This is a genomic window from uncultured Dialister sp. (genome assembly GCF_900538805.1).
Taxonomy (GTDB): Bacteria; Bacillota; Negativicutes; order Veillonellales; family Dialisteraceae; genus Dialister.
This window is the reverse complement of the sequence record NZ_UPZP01000009.1, coordinates 1-20,068: the sequence shown is the minus strand read 5'-3', so window position 1 is coordinate 20,068 and position 20,068 is coordinate 1. Positions and strand designations below refer to the sequence as shown.

General features: G+C 51.4%; 17 protein-coding genes and 1 riboswitch. Of the genes, 16 read left to right on the top strand and 1 reads right to left on the bottom strand.

From position 1 onward, the window contains the following. Positions 1-62 precede the first annotated feature (62 nt). The 16 genes from hcp (at position 63) to QZQ29_RS01815 (ending at position 19,844) form a co-directional block, all read left to right on the top strand. Positions 63-1,691 (top strand): hydroxylamine reductase, encoded by a 1,629-nt coding sequence (hcp, locus tag QZQ29_RS01890; protein ID WP_296958927.1) that lies wholly within the window; start codon positions 63-65, stop codon positions 1,689-1,691. Positions 1,692-1,912: 221 nt separating this feature from the next. Further along, positions 1,913-2,018: riboswitch (SAM riboswitch) on the top strand. Between the two features lie 70 nt (positions 2,019-2,088). Beyond that, positions 2,089-3,273, top strand: a complete 1,185-nt coding sequence (metK, locus tag QZQ29_RS01885; protein WP_296958925.1) for a methionine adenosyltransferase — start codon at positions 2,089-2,091, stop codon at positions 3,271-3,273. Positions 3,274-3,350: 77 nt separating this feature from the next. After that, positions 3,351-5,729, top strand: a complete 2,379-nt coding sequence (gene priA / locus QZQ29_RS01880; protein WP_296958923.1) for a primosomal protein N' — start codon at positions 3,351-3,353, stop codon at positions 5,727-5,729. A 43-nt stretch (positions 5,730-5,772) separates the two neighbouring features. Beyond that, positions 5,773-6,240, top strand: coding sequence for a peptide deformylase (def, locus tag QZQ29_RS01875; protein WP_273095996.1), 468 nt, complete (start codon positions 5,773-5,775; stop codon positions 6,238-6,240). Beyond that, positions 6,233-7,174: a methionyl-tRNA formyltransferase gene (gene fmt / locus QZQ29_RS01870; RefSeq protein ID WP_296958919.1), complete on the top strand. Its 942-nt coding sequence runs from the start codon at positions 6,233-6,235 to the stop codon at positions 7,172-7,174. The genes def and fmt overlap by 8 nt, the downstream gene beginning before the upstream one ends. Next, positions 7,155-8,504 carry a 16S rRNA (cytosine(967)-C(5))-methyltransferase RsmB gene (rsmB, locus tag QZQ29_RS01865; protein ID WP_296958917.1) on the top strand — a complete coding sequence of 450 codons (1,350 nt, stop codon included), beginning with the start codon at positions 7,155-7,157 and terminating at the stop codon, positions 8,502-8,504. Before fmt ends, rsmB begins: the two co-directional genes overlap by 20 nt. Before the next feature lie 179 nt (positions 8,505-8,683). Beyond that, positions 8,684-9,727 carry a 23S rRNA (adenine(2503)-C(2))-methyltransferase RlmN gene (rlmN, locus tag QZQ29_RS01860; protein WP_296958915.1) on the top strand — a complete coding sequence of 348 codons (1,044 nt, stop codon included), beginning with the start codon at positions 8,684-8,686 and terminating at the stop codon, positions 9,725-9,727. A gap of 248 nt (positions 9,728-9,975) precedes the next feature. Next, positions 9,976-10,701 (top strand): Stp1/IreP family PP2C-type Ser/Thr phosphatase, encoded by a 726-nt coding sequence (locus QZQ29_RS01855; protein ID WP_296958913.1) that lies wholly within the window; start codon positions 9,976-9,978, stop codon positions 10,699-10,701. 12 nt (positions 10,702-10,713) lie between these two features. Continuing rightward, entirely contained in the window at positions 10,714-12,570 is a 1,857-nt protein-coding gene (gene pknB / locus QZQ29_RS01850; RefSeq protein ID WP_296958911.1) for a Stk1 family PASTA domain-containing Ser/Thr kinase, read from the top strand. Then, positions 12,570-13,436: a ribosome small subunit-dependent GTPase A gene (gene rsgA, locus QZQ29_RS01845; RefSeq protein ID WP_296958910.1), complete on the top strand. Its 867-nt coding sequence runs from the start codon at positions 12,570-12,572 to the stop codon at positions 13,434-13,436. The genes pknB and rsgA overlap by 1 nt, the downstream gene beginning before the upstream one ends. Before the next feature lie 3 nt (positions 13,437-13,439). Continuing rightward, the gene (gene rpe, locus QZQ29_RS01840) at positions 13,440-14,081 is read left to right on the top strand and encodes a ribulose-phosphate 3-epimerase (RefSeq protein ID WP_296958908.1); all 642 of its coding nucleotides are present in this window, start codon (positions 13,440-13,442) and stop codon (positions 14,079-14,081) included. A 505-nt stretch (positions 14,082-14,586) separates the two neighbouring features. Next, complete coding sequence (locus QZQ29_RS01835) at positions 14,587-15,456, top strand: Hsp33 family molecular chaperone HslO (RefSeq protein ID WP_296958906.1); 870 nt, start codon at positions 14,587-14,589, stop codon at positions 15,454-15,456. After that, on the top strand, positions 15,453-16,250 hold the full coding sequence (gene mtnP / locus QZQ29_RS01830) for an S-methyl-5'-thioadenosine phosphorylase (protein ID WP_273095971.1): 798 nt from the start codon (positions 15,453-15,455) through the stop codon (positions 16,248-16,250). The genes QZQ29_RS01835 and mtnP overlap by 4 nt, the downstream gene beginning before the upstream one ends. Further along, complete coding sequence (gene mtnA, locus QZQ29_RS01825) at positions 16,247-17,305, top strand: S-methyl-5-thioribose-1-phosphate isomerase (RefSeq protein ID WP_296958903.1); 1,059 nt, start codon at positions 16,247-16,249, stop codon at positions 17,303-17,305. The genes mtnP and mtnA overlap by 4 nt, the downstream gene beginning before the upstream one ends. Continuing rightward, positions 17,302-18,546 carry an adenosylhomocysteinase gene (locus QZQ29_RS01820; RefSeq protein ID WP_296958900.1) on the top strand — a complete coding sequence of 415 codons (1,245 nt, stop codon included), beginning with the start codon at positions 17,302-17,304 and terminating at the stop codon, positions 18,544-18,546. The genes mtnA and QZQ29_RS01820 overlap by 4 nt, the downstream gene beginning before the upstream one ends. Positions 18,547-18,557: 11 nt before the next feature. Continuing rightward, entirely contained in the window at positions 18,558-19,844 is a 1,287-nt protein-coding gene (locus QZQ29_RS01815; RefSeq protein ID WP_296958898.1) for an amidohydrolase, read from the top strand. 16 nt (positions 19,845-19,860) lie between these two features. Here QZQ29_RS01815 and QZQ29_RS01810 read toward each other — a convergent pair. Further along, positions 19,861-20,068, bottom strand: a 208-nt coding sequence (locus tag QZQ29_RS01810) for a hypothetical protein (RefSeq protein ID WP_296958896.1), incomplete at its 5' end; no start/stop codon positions are given.

Below are 20,068 nucleotides of genomic sequence, written 5' to 3'. Positions count from 1 at the left end.
AAGTTTAGGAAAGTTCTGATACCATCACGGTGTCTGTACTTTTCTCCATGAGGAGGCAATCAATGGAAAATCAGATGTTTTGCTATCAGTGTCAGGAAACAGCAGGCGGCAGGGGATGCACCATTCAGGGAATGTGCGGGAAATCCGCCGGTACCGCCCATCTGCAGGATGTACTCATTTATGTAACGAAAGGGCTCGCTGAAGCTGCTGCCGCATGCCGCAGGGAAGGACATGGTGTATCTTCCGACACAGCCCATCTGATTCAAGATAATCTTTTCGTCACCATTACCAATGCCAACTTCGATGATTCTGTCATTGATGAAAGAATCAAAAAGACGGTGGAGAAAAAAGAGGAACTCCGCCGCCTTCTCTCCTCTGATGCTGCCCTTTCTGCGGCTGCTCTCTGGCAGCCCTCCGGCGCGCCCTATGACAACCCGGAAATCGGAATCCTTGCGGAAAAGGATGAAAATATCCGCTCCCTCCGTGAACTGATTACCTACGGCCTGAAAGGGCTTTCCGCCTATCTCCGCCATGCAAGGGTTCTCAATAAGGAATCCGATGAAATCAATGATTTCCTGGAAGATACGCTGGCACGGCTTCTGGATAAGAACCTTACCGTGGATGACCTCTTTGCTCTCACCCTGAAAACCGGCGAATACGGCGTGAAGGGGATGGCCCTTCTGGATGAAGCCAACACTTCCGCCTACGGACAGCCGGAAATCACGAAGGTGGACATCGGCGTAAGGAACCGCCCGGGCATCCTCATTTCCGGCCACGACCTGAAGGATCTGGAACTGCTGCTGGAACAGACGGAAGGGAAAGGGGTGGATGTGTATACCCACGGTGAAATGCTGCCGGCCCATTATTATCCTTTCTTCAAGAAGTACAGCCACTTCGCAGGAAACTACGGCAACGCATGGTGGAAGCAGAGGGAAGAGTTTGATTCCTTCAATGGCCCCATCCTGATGACTACGAACTGCGTGGTTCCGCCAAAGGACAGCTACAAAGAAAGACTCTGGACCACCGGCGTGGTTGCCTATCCCGGAGCCGGCCACATTGATGAAAAGGACGGCACCAAGGACTTTAGCCCCATTATTAACCAGGCCCTGTCCTGCAAACCGCCTGTGGAAATTGAAAAGGGCTTCATCACCGGCGGCTTTGCCCATAACCAGGTGTTTGCCCTGGCAGACAAGGTGGTGGATGCGGTGAAATCCGGCGCCATTAAGAAGTTCATCGTCATGGGCGGCTGCGACGGCAGGGCAAGGAGCAGGGAATACTACCGCCGCTTTGCAGAAGCGCTCCCGAAGGACACGGTTATTCTGACCGCCGGCTGCGCGAAATATAAATATAACAAGCTGGACCTTGGCACCATCGGCGGCATTCCAAGGGTGCTTGACGCAGGCCAGTGCAACGATTCCTACAGCCTCGCCCTCATTGCCCTGAAGCTGAAGGAAGCATTCGGCCTTGACGATGTGAATCAGCTGCCCATCGTGTACAACATTGCCTGGTATGAACAGAAGGCGGTCATCGTCCTTCTGGCTCTCCTGTATCTCGGCGTGAAGAATATCCATCTGGGACCGACGCTGCCGGCCTTCCTTTCGCCGGCAGTGGTGAACGTGCTGGTGGATAAGTTCGGTATCGCCGGCATTACCACGGTGGAAGAGGATATTGAGACTTTCTTTGGGAAATAAGAAAACAGAGGAAGGAAAAGGGTCAGGCTGCCCTGTGATATATTCAGGAACCGCTGATTCATGGGATTGCGCTTTTATAAGAAATCCGGAACAAAAGCAGCAGCCCATGAATCAGCAGTTTCCAAAATTTCCAATTTCCTTCGTCAACTCTTATGACTAAATTATAGTTAACTATTGCTAAACTCATGAAATAACGTTATAATAATACATAAGTGAATGAAGACTCATCAAGAGCAGCTGAGGGATTTGGCCCAGGGACGCTGCAGCAACCATTCCTGAAAAGGGAACCGGTGCTAATTCCATCAGCATTATGCTGGCAGATGAGAGGATAGGCTCTCCCTGCGGAGAGCTATTTTTTTGTTTTACATTCAAGCATTTCCAAGTGAGGAGGATTTATATGTCTAAGAAAGTACTATTTACATCAGAATCGGTTACGGAAGGCCATCCGGATAAGATTGCCGACCAGATTTCCGATGCCATTCTTGATGCCATCCTGGAACAGGATCCGAACGGCCGCGTTGCCTGCGAAACCATCGTAACCACCGGTCAGGTCCATGTATTCGGTGAAATCACCACCACCGCCTATGTGCCCATTCCGCAGGTCATCAGAAAGACCATCAATGATATCGGCTACACTGATGCCCGCTATGGTTTCGACGGTGAAAGCGTAGGTATCAATGTGGCCATCGACGAACAGTCTCCGGATATTGCCATGGGCGTCAACCAGTCTCTGGAAGCCAAGGAAAACAAGGCTGATAAATACGACATCGGCGCCGGCGACCAGGGCATGATGTTCGGCTATGCTTCCAACGAAACGCCTGAATACCTGCCCATGCCTATCGCTCTGGCTCACCGCCTGGCACGCCGTCTGGCTGAAGTAAGAAAGAACGGGGAAGTTCCTTACCTCCGTCCCGATGGAAAGACCCAGGTCACCGTAGAATATGACGATGGAAAACCGGTTCGCGTGGACACCGTGGTTATTTCCGCCCAGCACAATCCCGATGTCACCCATGAACAGATTGAAGAAGACATGATTAACAAGGTCATCAAGGCCATTATTCCTGAAAAGTTCCTTGATGAAAATACAAAATACCTCATCAACCCCACCGGCCGTTTCGTTATCGGCGGTCCCCAGGGCGATGCCGGTCTCACCGGCCGTAAAATCATTGTTGATACCTACGGCGGCATGGCCCGTCATGGCGGCGGCTGCTTCTCCGGCAAGGATCCCACAAAGGTAGACCGCTCCGCTGCCTACGCTGCCCGCTATGTAGCAAAGAACATTGTGGCAGCAGGCATTGCAGATAAATGCGAAATCGAACTGGCCTATGCCATCGGCGTGGCTGAACCGGTTTCCATTTTCGTCGATACCTTCGGCACCGGCAAGATTGACGATGAAAAGATTGTAGACCTTATCCGCCGGAACTTCGAACTCCGTCCTGCAGGCATCATCGACATGCTGAACCTCCGCCGTCCTATTTATAAACAGACCGCCGCTTACGGTCATTTCGGAAGAACGGATATCGACCTTCCCTGGGAACACACGGACAAAGCCGAAGTACTCCGTAAAGAAGCGTGCCTCTGATTTCGTAAACAGAAGAAAGTATGATAAAATAATGGATAGCCTTCGGGCTGTCCATTTTTATTGGGAAGGAGCATCCTATGCAGGAAACCATTGCAGAAGTTCTGATTAACAGGCCTTCCAAGCATCTGAACCGAACTTTTTCCTACCGCATTCCGAAAACCATGAAGGAAGCAGGCGTAGGCTGGCGCTGCGTAGTCAATTTCGCCAGAAGGAAGGAAGAGGGTATTATTCTTTCCATCCGTGAGGAAGATACGTCCAAACTGCCCTACAAGATACTTGATATCCTGTCACTGGTGGATTCCTTTCCCTGGTTTACGGAAGAAATGATACGGACTGCCCTGTGGATTTCCTCCTATTATATGTGCACCTTAATTGATGCCCTCCGTCTCTTCTATATAGACAAAAAAGCGGTAAAAACAAAAATCACCTACACCCTGGACTGGGAAAAGATTAAAAAGGAAGGGGCCGAGGAAATCGAAGGACTGGTGGATTCCTCCGTGGACAGCCTTGACGAGAAGTCGGCGTCCCTCCTTTTTGAAGACAGCCTTTTGGCCTATGTGAAAAGGGGATATCTTATCAAAAAGGAAACCCTGGCAGCCGCCCATAAGGTGCCACTGGAAAAATGGATTGTTCCGGACAGGGAGCTTACGGACAAAGAAAGGGGAAGGAGCAGAAAGCAGGCGGAACTTTCCGATTTCCTCAGGGACAAGGGTCCCCAGCCGGTGGATACTTTGAAGGAAAAGGGATTTTCCGCCGCCCTCATTCATGCCTTCCTTTTAAATGAATACGGTCATGCCGTTTATCACAGGAAGGAAACGTATTCCCTCATTTCCCAGAAGGGAAATCGGGGTGAAAGGACCCTCACCGACGAACAGGAAAAGGCGGTTCGTGCCATCTGCGATTCTATTGATAAAGAAGCCTATGAAGGATTTCTTTTAAAAGGGGTCACCGGAAGCGGCAAAACCGAGGTCTACCTTCAGGCCGCCCGCCATGCGCTGGCAAAGGGGGGCTCTGCCCTCATCCTGGTGCCTGAAATCGCCCTCACCAACCAGATTACCTCCTACTTTGCCTCCATCTTCGGAGACAAGGTGGTTTTTATGCACAGCAATCTCAGCAAAGGGGAGCGGTATAACAACCGCATGCGCATTATGAGCGGTGAAAGTCCCATTGTTATCGGATCCCGCTCCGCCATTTTCATGCCCTTTAAAGACCTGAAACTCATTGTGGTGGATGAAGAGTATGACACCTCCTATAAGCAGGGAGAAACGCCAAGGTACAACGGCCGCGATGCGGCCAAGGTGATGGCCGTCATTTATCACTGTCCCATCGTCCTTGGCGCCGCCACCCCCTCCATTGCCACCTATTATGCGGCCCGTGAGGGAAAAATCAGACTTCTCACCATGAAGGAAAGGGTGTTTAAAACGCCGCTTCCCCAGATTCATGTGTGCGATTTGAAGGAAACCCCGCCCATTGACGGCAGCGGTCTCATTTCCGCCCCCCTGGTATCCCTTCTCCAGAAGACAATCATGGAAAAGAACAAGGCCATCCTCCTTTTGAACCGCCGCGGCTTTGCCACCACCCTCATGTGCTCTTCCTGCGGCTATGTGTTCAAATGCCCCAACTGCGACGTGTCCCTGGTATACCACAAGGAAACGAACCGGCTGGAATGTCATTACTGCGAAACTGTGCACCCCCTCCCCAGGGAATGTCCGAAATGCCATGGCCATCGCATTCTATATCTGGGAGCGGGGACAGAAAGAATCGAAGAAGAACTTTCCCATTTCCTTCCGGAGGCCAGAGTGCGCCGGTTCGATTTGGACAGCACCCGGAAAAAGAACAGCGCCCGGGAAATTCTGGATGATTTCAGAAACGGGAAATTTGACATCCTCTTCGGCACCCAGATGGTGGCCAAGGGCCATGATATTCCAGGGGTCCAGACGGTGGGCATTCTTTCTGCCGACAGCATTCTCAACATCCCGTCCTATCTGGCGGCGGAGCAGACATTTAATCTCATTACCCAGTGCGCCGGCAGGGCCGGGCGGAGCAAAAAGCAGGGGGAAGTGATCCTCCAAACCTATAATCCTTCCCATTACGTGATTCAGTGCGCCGCAAAACAGGATTATGAAAGCTTTTACAAACAGGAGCTCCGGTATCGGGAGGCCCTGGAATTTCCTCCCTTTTCCAAACTCATGAAGATTACCTGCTTTAATGCAGAAGAGGGGAAAGCCGCCTCCCAGGCCGGCCGGATTTACAGCTGGCTTACCCAGGTGATTCCCCAGCTTTCGGGACAGGTGAAGTGCACCGCCCCCTTCAGCGAACCTATTAAAAGGGTAAGGAATCTGTACTACATATCCATTCTGGTCAAGGGGAAGAGCCTGACCTCCTTAAAAAGTGCCATGCGGGGAACACCGCTGTTTGAGGAAAATGATATAATTATAGACGTGGATCCATTGTAAGTATGTCCACTATGACCATTACTTTAAGAAAGAAGGAAATAGATTGAGCACCATTATTACCGCCGGAAACCCCATTTTAAAAATGAAGGCACAGCCGGTTGAAAAATTTGATAAAAGTTTGAAATTTCTTGTGAACGACATGAAGAAGACCCTGTACGAAGCCAATGGCGTAGGCCTGGCGGCTCCGCAGATTGCCGTTTCCAAGCGGATTTTCGTAGCCGACGACGGCGTGTCCGGCTTTGAGGCCTACATTAATCCGGAATGGAAGCCGGACGGAGATGAAATGGATACGGACACGGAAGGCTGCCTTTCGGTTCCCGAATTCTTCGGGGAAGTGACCCGTTATGCCAATGTCATCGTTCGCTACCAGGATATTCATGGGAAGAAAAAGATGAAAAAGGCCTCCGGACTTCTGGCCCGCTGCATCCAGCACGAAACAGACCATCTGAACGGCATTCTCTTCATTGAAAAGGCCATTTCTCTTCATAAAGGACCGAAAACCGATGAATAAGTATCGTATCGTCTTCATGGGCACCCCGGACTTCGGCGTGCCGGCTTTGGAAGCCATGGACGCCCACGGCTATAAGCCGGTGGCCATTTACTGCCAGCCCGATAAAATCAACGGAAGGGGAAGGAAAATCAACTATTCCCCGGTCAAATCTTTCGCCCTTTCCCATGACATTCCCGTCTTCCAGCCGGAGAGCCTCAAAAAGCCTGAAGAGCAGGAAAAGCTGAGGGAACTGAAGCCGGACCTTCTGGTGGTCATTGCCTATGGCAAGATTCTCCCCAAGGCGGTGCTTGCCATTCCCACCTACGGCGCCATCAACGTACATGCCTCCCTTCTTCCGAAATACCGGGGCGCTGCGCCTATTCAGAGGGTCATTATTGACGGCGAAAAGGAAACCGGCGTTACCATTATGCAGCTGGACGAAGGCATGGATACGGGAAATATCGTGTCCGTCCGTAAAATGGACATTCCGCCCCACATGAATGCGGGAGAACTCTTTGATGAGCTGGGCCGTCTGGGAGCGGAAGAACTCATTTCCGTGCTCAATGACCTTCCCGAAAAGCTGTCCCATTCCATTCCGCAGAACCATGAAGAAGCCACCTATGCCGAAAAGATTACCAAGGACATGGGCCATTTGGACTGGAACCTTCCGGCGGACAGGCTGGACTGCCTTATCCGCGGCATGAATCCCAATCCCGGTACCTATACTTTCTATCGGGGAAAAAGGGTGAAAATTCATAAGGCTGCCCCGGAAGATACATCCCGCACCGCAGCTCCCGGCACCATTATTTCTCTTGATGATGATACGATTCACGTGGCCTGCGGCCAGGGGGCCCTTGCAATTTCTGAAATCCAGCCGGAAAACCATAAAAGGATGGAAGCTTCCGATTTTATTCATGGATACCAGGTGAAAGTGAATGACGAATTCGACCGCTAAGCCCCTGCCTTCTGCCAGGAAGCTTGCCTACCAGGCTTTATATGAAATCCTTGAGAAAAAGGCCTACGCCAATCTCACCCTCCAGCACGTGCTGAAGGAATATCCTTTAAGCGGCCCGGAGAGCCGGCTTTTAACAGAACTGGTGTACGGAGTACTTCGGAAATACAATTACCTCCTCTGGGTAATTTCCCGCCTCAGTACCTATTCTTTGAAGAAAATCCATCCATCCGTGAAGATTCTTCTCTGCCTGGGACTCTACCAGCTCATGTACCTCACAAGGATTCCTGCCTCTGCGGCTGTCAATGAATCGGTAAAAATAGCAAAGAAAATCACCCACAAAGGAAATGTGGGTTTCATCAATGCCATCCTTCGGGGCTATATCCGCAAAAAGGATGAACTTTCCCTGTTTCCAAGGGAAGAAAATCCTGTTCTCTACGATTCCCTTTACTGGAATGAACCGGAGTGGCTGGTGAAATGGTGGCAGTCTCATTATAAGGAAGAGGCTGCGTCCATTCTGAAAGCCTTCAACGAAACGCCGAAGCTCGCAATCCGTGTGAATCCGTTAAAAACAAACCGGGATGAACTCCTGAAAATGATGGGGGACAGGGGCATCAAAGCAGAAACGGTGCCCTGGAATGACCAGGCCCTCATCATTACAGAAGGGGCCCATACATTCTGGCCGCTGGCAGAGGAGGGGCTGGCCTACGTACAGTCCCTTTCCTCCATGATTCCTGCCGCTGTCCTTTCTCCAAAGGAAGGGGAGGCGGTGCTTGACATGTGTGCCGCCCCCGGCAGCAAGACCACCCAGATGGCAGAAATCATGAAGAACAGCGGCACCATTGATGCCTGGGACCTTTATCCCCATAAGATTTCCCTCATTAAAAACAATGCAAAGAAACTGGGTATTTCCATCATCCATGCAGGCGCCAGGGATTCGGCAAAACCATTTCCTGCTCTCCATGGAAAATATGATAAAGTCCTTCTGGACGCTCCCTGTTCGGGACTGGGCGTTCTTTCCCATAAGCCGGAAATCCGCTGGCACCGAAGGGAAGAGGATTTAAAGGCATTCCCGCCGCTTCAGGAAAAACTTCTTTCCTGCGCCGCCTCCTACGTGAAGGAAGGGGGCACCCTGGTGTACAGCACCTGTACTTTGAATCCGGCGGAAAATGAAGAGATGGTTCGTCAATTTTTAAGAGACCACCCCCATTTCAAGCCTTTGGACTTTACCTTATATGAAGGAAAGACGTCAAAAGAAGGAATGATGACCATTCTGCCCTATGACATCCAAAGCGACGGATTCTTCATTGCAAAAATGCTAAGGAAGCGCTGATTAAATCAGTGTTTGCTTTCATTCTTGAAATTTTATGCAATGCAAGGAATGAGACGACGCGAATAGCGAGCTATTTAAGGAGTCCCATGACGAAGCAGTGCATAAAATTTCTTATGAAAGTAAACTCTATGAATTAATCAGTGCTTCCCTAAAGCAGTAATTCTATAGAAGGAGTCAATATGCCTTTTAATATCTGGGGACACACCCTTCCGGAAATGGAAGAATGGGTGATGTCCAAAGGTTTCCCAAAATTCCGGGCCAAGCAGCTGCAGGATTACCTGTACCGCCGCTATGTGTACGATTTTTCCGAAATGAAGCAGCTTCCCGCTGCCATGCGGGACATGCTGCGAAAGGATGCCATCCTGAGCAAACCGGAAATCATGAGCACCCTTTCCTCCAATGACGGGGACACCACGAAAATCCTCCTGAAGCTTTCCGACGGCTCCCTCATTGAAACCGTGTGCATGCACCATGCCTACGGGAATTCCATCTGCATATCCACCCAGGTGGGCTGTGCCATGGGCTGCGTTTTCTGCGCTTCCACCAGGAAGGGCCTTGAAAGAAACCTCACCGCCTCCGAAATGCTGGCCCAGGTCTACGCATTCAAGGAAAAACTGGATGCGCCTATCCACTCCATCGTCCTCATGGGATCCGGCGAACCCCTCACCAACTATGAGGAGGTGCTCCGTTTCATCCGTCTGGCAGGGGACAGGGGCCTGTTGAATATCAGCCTTCGAAACATCACCCTTTCCACCTGCGGCATTGTTCCCCAGATTTACCGTCTGGCCGATGAGCATCTGCCCATTACCCTGGCCATCTCCCTCCATGCGCCGAACGATACTATTCGAAACCGCATCCTTCCGGTGAGCCGCAATTTTAAAATCGAAGATGTGGTGAAGGCGTCCCGCTACTACTTCAAGACCACCGGGCGGAGGGTCACCTTCGAATACATCCTCATCAAAGATGTGAATGCATCCCCGGAAAATGCGGAGGAACTGTGCCGTCTCACGGGGAAGATGAACTGCCATTTCAACCTGATTCCCATTAACGGCACCGAGCACATCAAACTTTATCCGCCGGACATGGATGAAATCCGTAAATTCGTTTCCATCCTGGAAAAGCACGGAAAGAGTGTCACCGTCAGAAGGCAGATGGGCGATGAAATCCAGGCAGCCTGCGGACAGCTGAAGCGCCGTTTTCTCACCGACAACCGGGAACCATAGGCGGCGCTTTTCTCCGATTTTCCATTTTCTCCTATTTTTCCCTCCCATTTTGGGGACGGACTGCAGAATTGTCCCTATTTCATAAACGGAATTCCCACTTTTTCCTAAAAAACAGGCTTTTGAGGGGCACAGAAAATTGACTATCACCTCCGTTGATGTTAGTATTAAATTAATTGGATAAGTTATGGTTTATCAGTTCCCCGGACATTTCAGACATGGGGACGCTTTCTGGATAGGAAAAGACTTAGATGATACTAACTTATGGAGAATCGGACAAGGGCCTTGTAAGAAAGGTCAATGAGGACGCCATCAATCTTTCTGTGGAAAACCTGTACCTTCTGGCAGACGGCATGGGCGGCTATGACGGCGGTCAGATTGCCAGCACCCTGGCAGTCAAGAGTGCCGGACGCTTCCTGAAGGATACGCCTGTTTTAACAGAGCAGCTGCTGAAGGAGTCCTTTTATTGTGCTAACAGGGCTATCCTCAATGAGAAAGTAGATCAGCCGGAGCTCAAATCCATGGGTACCACCATGGTGGCCGCTGCCGCCTGTGAGGGAAAGCTGCTCTGGGCCCATGTAGGTGACAGCCGCCTTTACCGCTTTCAGGACGGAAAATTGGAGCAGGTAACCGTGGACCATTCCTTCGTCATGGAACTGGTAACGGAAGGGAAGCTGTCCCTTGCGGAAATGCGGGTGCATCCGCGAAAGAATGAGATTACCCGGGCCGTGGGCATTGAGGAAGACATGAAAGTGGATTCCGGCTCCTTTGCACTGGAAGACGGCACTTTCATCCTTCTCTGCACCGACGGCGTTTCGGGCATGGTGGAAGACAGTGATTTGGAAAGTCTCATTGCGTCCAGCCCCAGAAAGACTAAAGAAGACCTGAAAGAACTGGGCCGCCGCATCATGGATAAAGTCTATGAAGCAGGGGCCAGAGACAATGCCTCCTTTATATTGATTCAATTTTGGAACTGAGTGGAGTGAACTATGACTGGTAAAATTCTTGATGAACGTTATGAACTGATTGAAAAAATCGGTTCAGGCGGTATGGCCGATGTATACAAGGCCAAAGATATCCTTCTTGACAGGATTGTGGCAGTCAAAATTCTGCACAGCAGTTTTGCAGAAGACAATGATTTCATAGTGCGGTTCCGCCATGAAGCCCAGTCAGCAGGAAAACTGTCCCATCCCAATATCGTAGGGATTTACGATGTAGGCTGTGACGGTGATGTCCATTACATTGTCATGGAATACGTGGAAGGGGAAACTCTGAAGCAGTACATCCAGAACCATCCCAATATTCCCATCGACACGGCTGTCCGCATTGCCATTGAAATCGGCTATGCCCTGGAAGAAGCCCATGCCAACGGTATTATCCACTGCGATATCAAGCCTCATAACGTGCTTCTCACCAAGACAGGAAAGGTGAAGGTTACGGATTTCGGCATTGCCCGTGCCATCAATTCCTCCACCGTCATTGATAAACAGTCCATTCTTGGTTCCGTGCACTACCTTTCGCCGGAACAGGCGGCAGGGGACAAGATTACTGCCAAGACCGATATCTATTCCCTGGGTATCGTTCTTTATGAAATGTTGACCCACCACCTTCCCTTCGAAGGGGAAACGGCGGTGAGCATCGCCCTTCAGCACATGCAGGGAGATATTCCGCGGCCCACCAAGTACAATCCCGCCATTTCTCCCATGCTGGAGGAATGCCTTTTAACGGCCCTGCAGAGGGACCCGGACAAACGGTATGACACGGTGTCCGATTTCATTTCCGAACTGAAAATCGCCCAGGGCTTTACCACCACCATCTACAAGCCTGCCTCCCATGACTTCACCGCCATGACAAGGCCCATTCCCCAGAAGGCGGTGCGGGCCCACAAGGTGCAGAAGGAAACAAAGCTCACCAGGTTCATCACGAACCTGCCGCAGAAATACATCTGGATCGGCATGGCCGTCCTTTTCATCATCTGTTTCGCATGGGCCTTTTTCAGCTTCGGTAATTTCTGGAGCTCTGAAAACATTACGGTCCCCAATGTGGTCGGAAAGCCAGTGGAAGTGGCGGAAACCACGCTGAAGAAGCTGGACCTTAAAGTATCAGTGGATGAAATCGCCAGCGACGACGTTCCAGCGGGCCAGGTCATTTCCCAAACCCCCGCCGCCGGAACCAACGTGAAGGCCCGCCGCATTATCCATCTCACCGTCAGCAAGGGCGGCTCGGCTATGCTCATCCCTGACCTGAAGGGTCTTACCCTGGAACAGGCCAAGGAAAGACTGGACAAGATGGGCCTTACCCTGGGGGCTGTGGAAAACGGCAATGACCCCGATAAACCATCGGATGTGATTATTTCCCAGAGCCCTGAATCCGGCGCCAAAGCCACCAAGGGAACCAGGGTGAATATCGTCATCAATATGAAGCAGAAGGTTCATGTGCCCAATGTGGTAGGCATGACCCTTGCCGATGCCAGAAACACCCTGCTTTCCATGAAACTTTCCGTAGGCACCATCAGCGCTTCCGACGGCACCGCCGCTGATGACAGCAGTGCCATCATTATTTCCCAGGACCCCGCCGGCGGCGAATCCACCTCCTCCAATGTAGTAAACCTGACCATTGGAAAGAAGAAAGCCCAGACCAAGACCGGCACTGTGAATATCTCCATTCCTAAAGGCGGAAGCGCCCGGCAGGTGGAAATCTACGTCACCGATGACAGCGGGAAACATACCGCCTACAGCGGCAAGGCAGCTCCCGGAAGCACGGTGAGCAAGGACGTTTCCGGCACAGGAAGCGTTCATGTACAGGTCGTTATCGACGGCTCTGTCGTACAGGATCGGGAGCTCTGATGATGAAGGGACTGATTCTGAAGAACCAGAACGGCTATTTCTCCATATACAGCGGTGAAGGCGCCCTTTCCCTCTGTCGCTCCCGGGGAAAACTGAAGCGGCGGACCGATATCCTGGTGGGGGATTATGTGGATTTTGAAACGGGGAAGGGCAGTGAAGCAGTCATCACCCATGTGTATCCCCGTAAAACGGTGCTTTACCGTCCTCCCTCTGCCAATATCGACCAGCTGGTACTGGTATCAGCCATCCGTACTCCCGATTTGAACCTTTTCCTTATGGATAAAATGGTGGTTCTTGCTGAAGAAGCGGGCGTTGAACCACTCATTGTGATTAACAAGGCCGATCTGGATGAGGAAGGGGCAGACAACGCGGTATCCTACTACCGAAAGGCTGGCTATCCGGCCTTTTCCTTATCCCTTCTTCGAAATGAGGGACTGGAAGAATTAACCGCTGCCTTCCATGGGACGGTGACAGCCTTTTCCGGCCCCTCCGGCGCAGGCAAATCCACCCTTCTGAACCGGATACTTGGGAAATCCCATTTCCAATCCGGAGAAGTGAGCCGTCACACCGGCAGGGGAAAAAATACCACCCGCCACGCCGAACTGATCCAATGGAAGGACCATCAATTCCTTATGGACACTCCCGGCTATACCCATCTGGATGTCAACCGGATAGAAATAGACCATCTTTCCTATCTGTTCCGCGACTTCCGCCCCTTTCTGGGCCAATGCCGGTTCAACGACTGCATCCATGACAAAGAACCGGACTGCGCCGTAAGAAAAGCGGTGGAGGATGGACTGATTCAGCAGAAACGGTACCAGTCCTATTTGGAAATACTGGATGAAATAAGAAATCCAAGGAGGTAAATCATGAAAATTGCTCCCTCTATACTGGCTTCTGATTTTTCCCGTCTGGCAGAGGAATTAAAAGATATTGAGAAAGGCGGCGCCGACTACGTCCATCTGGACGTCATGGACGGCCATTTCGTGCCAAACCTTTCCTTCGGTGTGCCCATAATCAAAGCCCTCCGGCCCTGCACAAACCTTCCCTTCGACGTACATCTCATGACCTATCACCCCGAAGAATACCTGGAGGGTCTGGAAAAGGCGGGCACCCACATGGTATCCTTCCATGTGGAAGCGGTGCCGCACCTGGACCGCATGATTCATAACATCAAAGACCGGGGCATGAAAGCAGGCATAGCCCTGAACCCCGGTACATCCCTTGCTTCCATAGACCAGGTACTGCCCCTCCTTGATTTCGTCCTCATCATGTCCGTAAACCCTGGCTTTGGAGGACAGAAATTCATTCCCTACAGCCTTGATAAAATCGCCGCCCTGTCAGCAATGATAAAGGAAAGGGGACTCACCATTCCCATCGAAGTAGACGGCGGCGTCAATAAGGACAACGCCCCTCTCCTTAAAAAAGCGGGCGCAGAAATCCTCGTAGCTGGATCTTCCGTATTCGGTAAAGAAGACAGGGCAGCGGCCATCAGGGATTTGAAAGTATAACCATAAAAAGCGGCACTCCTGCCGCTTTTTTAGTGGTCTGCCAAAGTGATGCGAAACCGCAGCAGCTTTTGGCCAGGGAAGCGCTGATTAAATCGTTATCGGATTTCATTCTTGTATTTTTATTCAATACGAGGAATAAGTCGACGCGAATAGCGAGCTATTTAAGGAGGCTTATGACGAAGTATTGAATAAAAATACTTATGAAATTCGATTCTGCGAATTAATCAGTGCTTCCCTAGAGACACCTGCCGCATTGTCATTTCGACGGTCCGCAGCGAAGTGGAGAAATCTCCCGCCCATACAACGATTCCTATCGTTCAACTATTCCCTGGCCCCAAGCCACTAGTCCACCAGCTCACTAGTACACTAGCTCACTAGTACACTAGTACACTATTCCACCAGCCCACTATAAAAATCGGTCTCCCTTAAAGATTGTCAAGCACCAGCCTCTCTTAAGTGTTACAATAAGAGTTGTAATTTATTTTTATTTTAACAGGAGTCATATATGAGTGAAATGAATCGGATAGACCATTATCTGAGTACCGACGGCATCCGCATTACCGTAGCCGATGTAACGGAAGCGGCCCGCGAAGCCCAGGAAATTCATCATCTTCCTTCCCTGTCTGCAGTGATTTTGGGAAAGGTATTGAATGCAGCAGCCATTCTGGCCATGGATTTCAAGAACCATGAAGGAGTATCCCTGAAATGGGTGACCAATTCTCCTCTGGGAACTATCCATGCCGATGCCTATGAAGGCAGGTATGTGCGGGGGTTCATTGAAAATCCCGACGACGGAAGCACTCCCTATTCCGACAGCGAGGAAGCGAAATGGGTGAGCCGGAAAGGAAAGCTCTTCGTCACCCGATATTCTCTCCTGAAAATGCCCTATGTTTCGGCGGTTGACCTGGGGGACGGGGACGCAGCATCCTGCGTTTCCGACTATATCAATTCCTCCGATCAGACCCTGTCCCATGTGGAAATCGAAGCTGTTACAGACAAAGAGGAAAAAATCATCCGCATGGCCGGCTTTATTGCCCAGCTCATGCCGGAAGGAGATAAAAAACTTTTCAGAGAGCTTTTTGCAAAAGACCGGAAATGGGACCTTTTTGATGAAACAGGAAAAGCCGATTCCCTCTCCGCCCTTCTTCATAAAAAAAATTATGTTCTTCTTGGAAGCGCTCCCGTTTCTTTCCGCTGCACCTGCGGCGAAGATCGTATCAAGCATTCTCTCCAGGGCCTGCCTTTAGTTGAACAGCAGGGGCTCCTGGATGATGACCATATAGAAATCGAATGTCACTACTGCGGGAAAAAATATGAAATTTCCCGGGAAACTCTGGTGAAATGGTTTAATGAAAAGGGAGGAAATGTACAATGAGTAAACTGGCTTTTATCGGCGGTACCGGTGTATATGACCCCGGCATCCTCACGGATCTTCATTCCGAGGTGATTGATACGCCCTATGGGAAGGCGAGCTATGAATCCGGCAAGTTCGGCAAAAAGGAAATCATTTTCCTGGCCCGTCATGGCGTTCATCACACCATTCCGCCTCATAAAATTAATTACAGAGCCAATATTTACGCCCTGAAAATGCTGGACGTAAAGGCCGTAGTTTCCACCACCGCCGTAGGCTCCCTGAATCCGGACTACAAGGCAGGGGAGCTGGTGCTGGTGGACCAGTTCATCGACATGACGAAATCCAGGGAAGGCACCTTTTACGACGGAGAGCATTACGGCGTGGCCCATCTGGACATGACCCATCCCTACTGCGAAACCCTCCGGGAAGCCATTATCAAAGCGGCCAAAGAGGAGCACATCACCCTTCATCCCCATGGAACCTATATCTGCACCGAAGGCCCCCGTTTTGAGACCCCTGCGGAAATCAAGGCTTACCGCCAGTGGGGGGCCGATGTGGTGGGCATGACAAACCTGCCGGAATGCGTACTGGCCAGGGAAGCGGAAATCTGCTATTCCACCATTTCCATGGTTACCAACTTTGCTGCCGGTATTTCCGACACGCCCCTTTCCCACAAGGAAGTGGTAGACTGCATGAACCATAACCTGGAAAGCTTTAAGAAAATCATTACCATCCTTTCCAAGACCTACGACCCCGATACAGAATGCAGCTGCCACCATGCAGCTAAAGATTTCGGAGGATTCCATCTCTTATGAGCGAAGCACTTTGGTCCCTGAAATGGGAAAAGGGAGAGCTGGTACTGCTTGACCAGACAAAACTGCCACTTGAAATTTCCTATATCCACTGCCAGGGAAGCGGGGAAGTGGGGGACGCCATTTCCCGCCTCTCCGTCCGCGGCGCCCCGGCCATCGGCGTGGCAGCGGCCTACGGCATGGTTCTTGCATTAACGCAGCTGAAAAAGGAAGGGCTCTCCGGACCTTCTTTGAAAGACGCTTTTCACCGGGCAGCCAGGGAACTGTCCGCCGCCCGTCCCACCGCAGTAAACCTGTCCTGGGCGGTGAAGGAAATGGTTCATACCTTTGACAGCTTGCCGGAAGAAAGGGCCCTGGAAGGATTAACTGCAAGAGCCGAGGCCATCGAAAGAGAAGACAAGGCCCTCTGCAGTGCCATGGCAGACCATGGGGCCGACCTGTTCAAGGGGAGAAAGAACCTTCGCATTCTGACCCACTGCAATACGGGAGCTCTGGCCACCGCCGGCATAGGCACCGCCTTCGGTGTCATTTACCGCCTCCATGAAAGGGGACAGCTGGAAAGAGTGTATGCCGATGAAACAAGGCCCCTTCTGCAGGGCGCCCGGCTCACCGGCACGGAGCTCATGGCCAATGGCATTCCTGCCAGTCTCATTACCGACAGCATGGCAGGGTGGGTGATGAAGGAAAAGAAAATCGACGCCGTCATTGTAGGCGCCGACCGCATTGCCGCCAATGGCGATGCGGCCAACAAGGTAGGCACCTACAGCCTCTCCGTGCTCTGCGCCTACCACCACATTCCCTTCTATATTACCGCTCCCTTTTCCACCTTCGATTTCTCTATTTCCAGTGGAGACGAAATTTCCATTGAAGAAAGAAATCCGGAAGAAGTGCGGCAGATAAAAGGCGTTTATACGGCGCCGAAGGATATGCCCGTATTCAATCCCGCCTTCGACGTAGCGCCTCATTCACTGATTACCGGTATCATCACAGAAAGAGGAGTCCTCACTCCGCCCTATGATGTGTCCATAAAGAACTACGAAAGGAGTTTACAATTATGAGTGATTCTATGATTCGCGATATTACACTGGCTGACAACGGGGAGCAGCGCATCCGCTGGGTAGCCAAATTTATGCCTGCCCTGAATGCCCTTCGGGAAGAATTCATTAAGGACCAGACCTTCAAGGGAAAGACCATTGTCATGTCCATCCATCTGGAAGCCAAGACAGCCTACCTGGCCCTTACCCTAAAAGCAGCCGGCGCCAACGTCATCTGCACAGGAAGCAATCCTCTGTCCACCCAGGACCCCATTGCCGCTGCCCTGGTGAAGAACGGAATTACCGTTTATGCATGGCATGGCTGCACCGATGACGAATACACCATGTTCCTGAACAAAGCCCTGGACCATATGCCTGATATCATCATCGACGACGGCGGCGACCTGGTGCACCTGCTCCATACCACAAGGGTGGATGCCAGGAAGAACCTAATCGGCGGCTCCGAAGAAACAACCACCGGCGTATACCGCCTGAAGATTCTGGAAAAGAATCATGAACTGAAGTTCCCCATGATTGCAGTCAATGATTCCTACTGCAAATACCTTTTCGATAACCGCTACGGCACCGGCCAGTCCGCCTGGGATGGCATTATCCGCAGCACAAACCTGACTGTCACCGGAAAGACCGTAGTCATTGCAGGGTACGGCTGGTGCGGCAAAGGCGTTTCCATGCGTGCCAAAGGTCTCGGTGCCCATGTCATTGTCACCGAAGTAGACCCCATCAAAGCCATCGAAGCCGTGATGGACGGCTTTGAAGTGATGCCCATGGACGAAGCGGCCAAACTGGGGGACTACTTCCTCACCGTCACGGGCGATATCGATATCATTACAGAGCGTCATTTCCTTGAAATGAAGGACGGCGCCATCTGTGCCAACGCCGGCCACTTTGACTGCGAAGTGAGCAGGAAGGACCTGGAAAGAATCTGCACCAGGAAATTTGAAGCCCGCAAGAACATTGAAGGATATGTCCTCCCCAACGGCAAGACCGTATTCCTTATGGCGGAAGGCCGTCTGGTGAACTTGGCAGCAGGGGACGGACATCCGGCAGAAATCATGGACCTCTCCTTCGCCATGCAGACCCTGGCAGCCCGCTACCTCCTCCAGCATGGCAGTGAAATGGAAGCTAAGGTATACACACTGCCCCACGAACTGGATACCAAAGTAGCATCCATTAAGCTGGCTTCCATGGGATACAAGATTGATACCCTCACCGAAGCACAGAGAAAATACCTGGGTCTTGACTAAAGGAGGCTCTCATGAAAATCCTCATCAAAAACATCGGCCTCATGAAGGACGGAAAAGTTACAGAACATAAGAATATTGCCATTGATAGGAAAATCATCAAAGAATTTCCTCTTCAGCCCAAAGAAGAAGAATACGATGAAATCATTGACGGCCATGACATGCTGGCCATGCCGGGCCTGGTCAATACCCATACCCACGTGGCCATGACCCTGTTTCGGAGCTACGCCGACGACATGGCCCTTATGGACTGGCTGCAGAATAAAATCTGGCCGGCAGAAGATCACCTGGATGACGACATCGTCTACTGGGGCAGCACCCTGGCCTTTGCAGAAATGATTCGCGGCGGCACCACCTCCTTCTGCGACATGTACATGTTCATGGACGCCTGCGCCAGAGCGGCTGACAAAGCAGGCATCCGCGGCAACCTGGCCAGAGGCCTGGCCGGTATCGGTCCCAATGGTCAGAAAGGCATCGATGAAAACGTAGAACTCTACAAGAACTGGAACGGGGCAGGGGACGGCCGCTTCAAAGTCATGATGGGGCCCCATGCACCCTATACCTGTCCTCCGGACTACATCAAAAAAGTACGGGACGTGGCAGAGAAATACGACATGCCCATCCACATCCACCTGTCCGAAACAAAGGGGGAAGTGGAAAACTGTGAAAAAGAATACCACATGACACCAATTGCCCTTATGGACTCCCTGGGCCTCTTCGAAAGACCCACCCTGGCTGCCCACTGCGTTCATGTGACAGACGACGATATCCGCATCATGAAAGAAAAGCACGTCTCCGTAGCCCATAACCCGGCCTCCAACCTGAAACTGGCCAGCGGCATTGCGCCGGTCCCTAAAATGAGAAAAGCCGGCATCACCGTAGGCATCGGCACCGACGGCGCCTCCTCCAACAACAAGCTGGACATGTTTGCAGAAATGCGCCTTACCGCCCTCATCCACAAAGCCGCAGGCTATGACCCCTTCGCCATCACCGCCAAAGAAGCGGTGGACATGGCCACCAGAGACGGTGCCAAATGCCTGGGCTACGACAACCTGGGCGAATTAAAGGAAGGATACCTGGCTGATATCATTCTGGTAGACAGAAGCGGCTTCCACTGGAAACCCAGATTCGACAGCGTATCCCTGGCCGTTTACGCAGGAAACTCCATGGACGTGGACACCGTCATCATCAACGGCAGACCGGTGATGGAACACAAAGAACTTCTCACCATTGATACAGAAAAAATGGAAGCAGAAGTGAGCCGCGTCACAGAAAAACTCTACGCCTTCACAAAGAAATAAGACATACCACTCTATGTCAATAAAAAAGCTGTGAATCATTGATTTCATAAAAATCATGATTCACAGCTTTTTTCATGGAAAGAATCCGAAAACAGGGCAGCACAGAAACACGGTACCAATCCGTGCCAGACAGTATTGCGGGCCTCTCGAAATCAGGCGCCAACGCTGAGCATACAGGAAAGTCCTGCAGCCGCCTTGAACTTGTCGTCCGGGAATGCGGGCTC

What these genes read in the sequence shown, in the direction of transcription:
- hcp (WP_296958927.1), top strand. Translation starts at nt 63, where the DNA reads ATGGAAAATCAGATGTTTTGCTATCAGTGTCAGGAAACAGCAGGCGGC.
- metK (WP_296958925.1), top strand. Translation starts at nt 2,089, where the DNA reads ATGTCTAAGAAAGTACTATTTACATCAGAATCGGTTACGGAAGGCCAT.
- priA (WP_296958923.1), top strand. Translation starts at nt 3,351, where the DNA reads ATGCAGGAAACCATTGCAGAAGTTCTGATTAACAGGCCTTCCAAGCAT.
- fmt (WP_296958919.1), top strand. Translation starts at nt 6,233, where the DNA reads ATGAATAAGTATCGTATCGTCTTCATGGGCACCCCGGACTTCGGCGTG.
- rsmB (WP_296958917.1), top strand. Translation starts at nt 7,155, where the DNA reads ATGACGAATTCGACCGCTAAGCCCCTGCCTTCTGCCAGGAAGCTTGCC.
- rlmN (WP_296958915.1), top strand. Translation starts at nt 8,684, where the DNA reads ATGCCTTTTAATATCTGGGGACACACCCTTCCGGAAATGGAAGAATGG.
- QZQ29_RS01855 (WP_296958913.1), top strand. Translation starts at nt 9,976, where the DNA reads ATGATACTAACTTATGGAGAATCGGACAAGGGCCTTGTAAGAAAGGTC.
- pknB (WP_296958911.1), top strand. Translation starts at nt 10,714, where the DNA reads ATGACTGGTAAAATTCTTGATGAACGTTATGAACTGATTGAAAAAATC.
- rsgA (WP_296958910.1), top strand. Translation starts at nt 12,570, where the DNA reads ATGATGAAGGGACTGATTCTGAAGAACCAGAACGGCTATTTCTCCATA.
- rpe (WP_296958908.1), top strand. Translation starts at nt 13,440, where the DNA reads ATGAAAATTGCTCCCTCTATACTGGCTTCTGATTTTTCCCGTCTGGCA.
- QZQ29_RS01835 (WP_296958906.1), top strand. Translation starts at nt 14,587, where the DNA reads ATGAGTGAAATGAATCGGATAGACCATTATCTGAGTACCGACGGCATC.
- mtnP (WP_273095971.1), top strand. Translation starts at nt 15,453, where the DNA reads ATGAGTAAACTGGCTTTTATCGGCGGTACCGGTGTATATGACCCCGGC.
- mtnA (WP_296958903.1), top strand. Translation starts at nt 16,247, where the DNA reads ATGAGCGAAGCACTTTGGTCCCTGAAATGGGAAAAGGGAGAGCTGGTA.
- QZQ29_RS01820 (WP_296958900.1), top strand. Translation starts at nt 17,302, where the DNA reads ATGAGTGATTCTATGATTCGCGATATTACACTGGCTGACAACGGGGAG.
- QZQ29_RS01815 (WP_296958898.1), top strand. Translation starts at nt 18,558, where the DNA reads ATGAAAATCCTCATCAAAAACATCGGCCTCATGAAGGACGGAAAAGTT.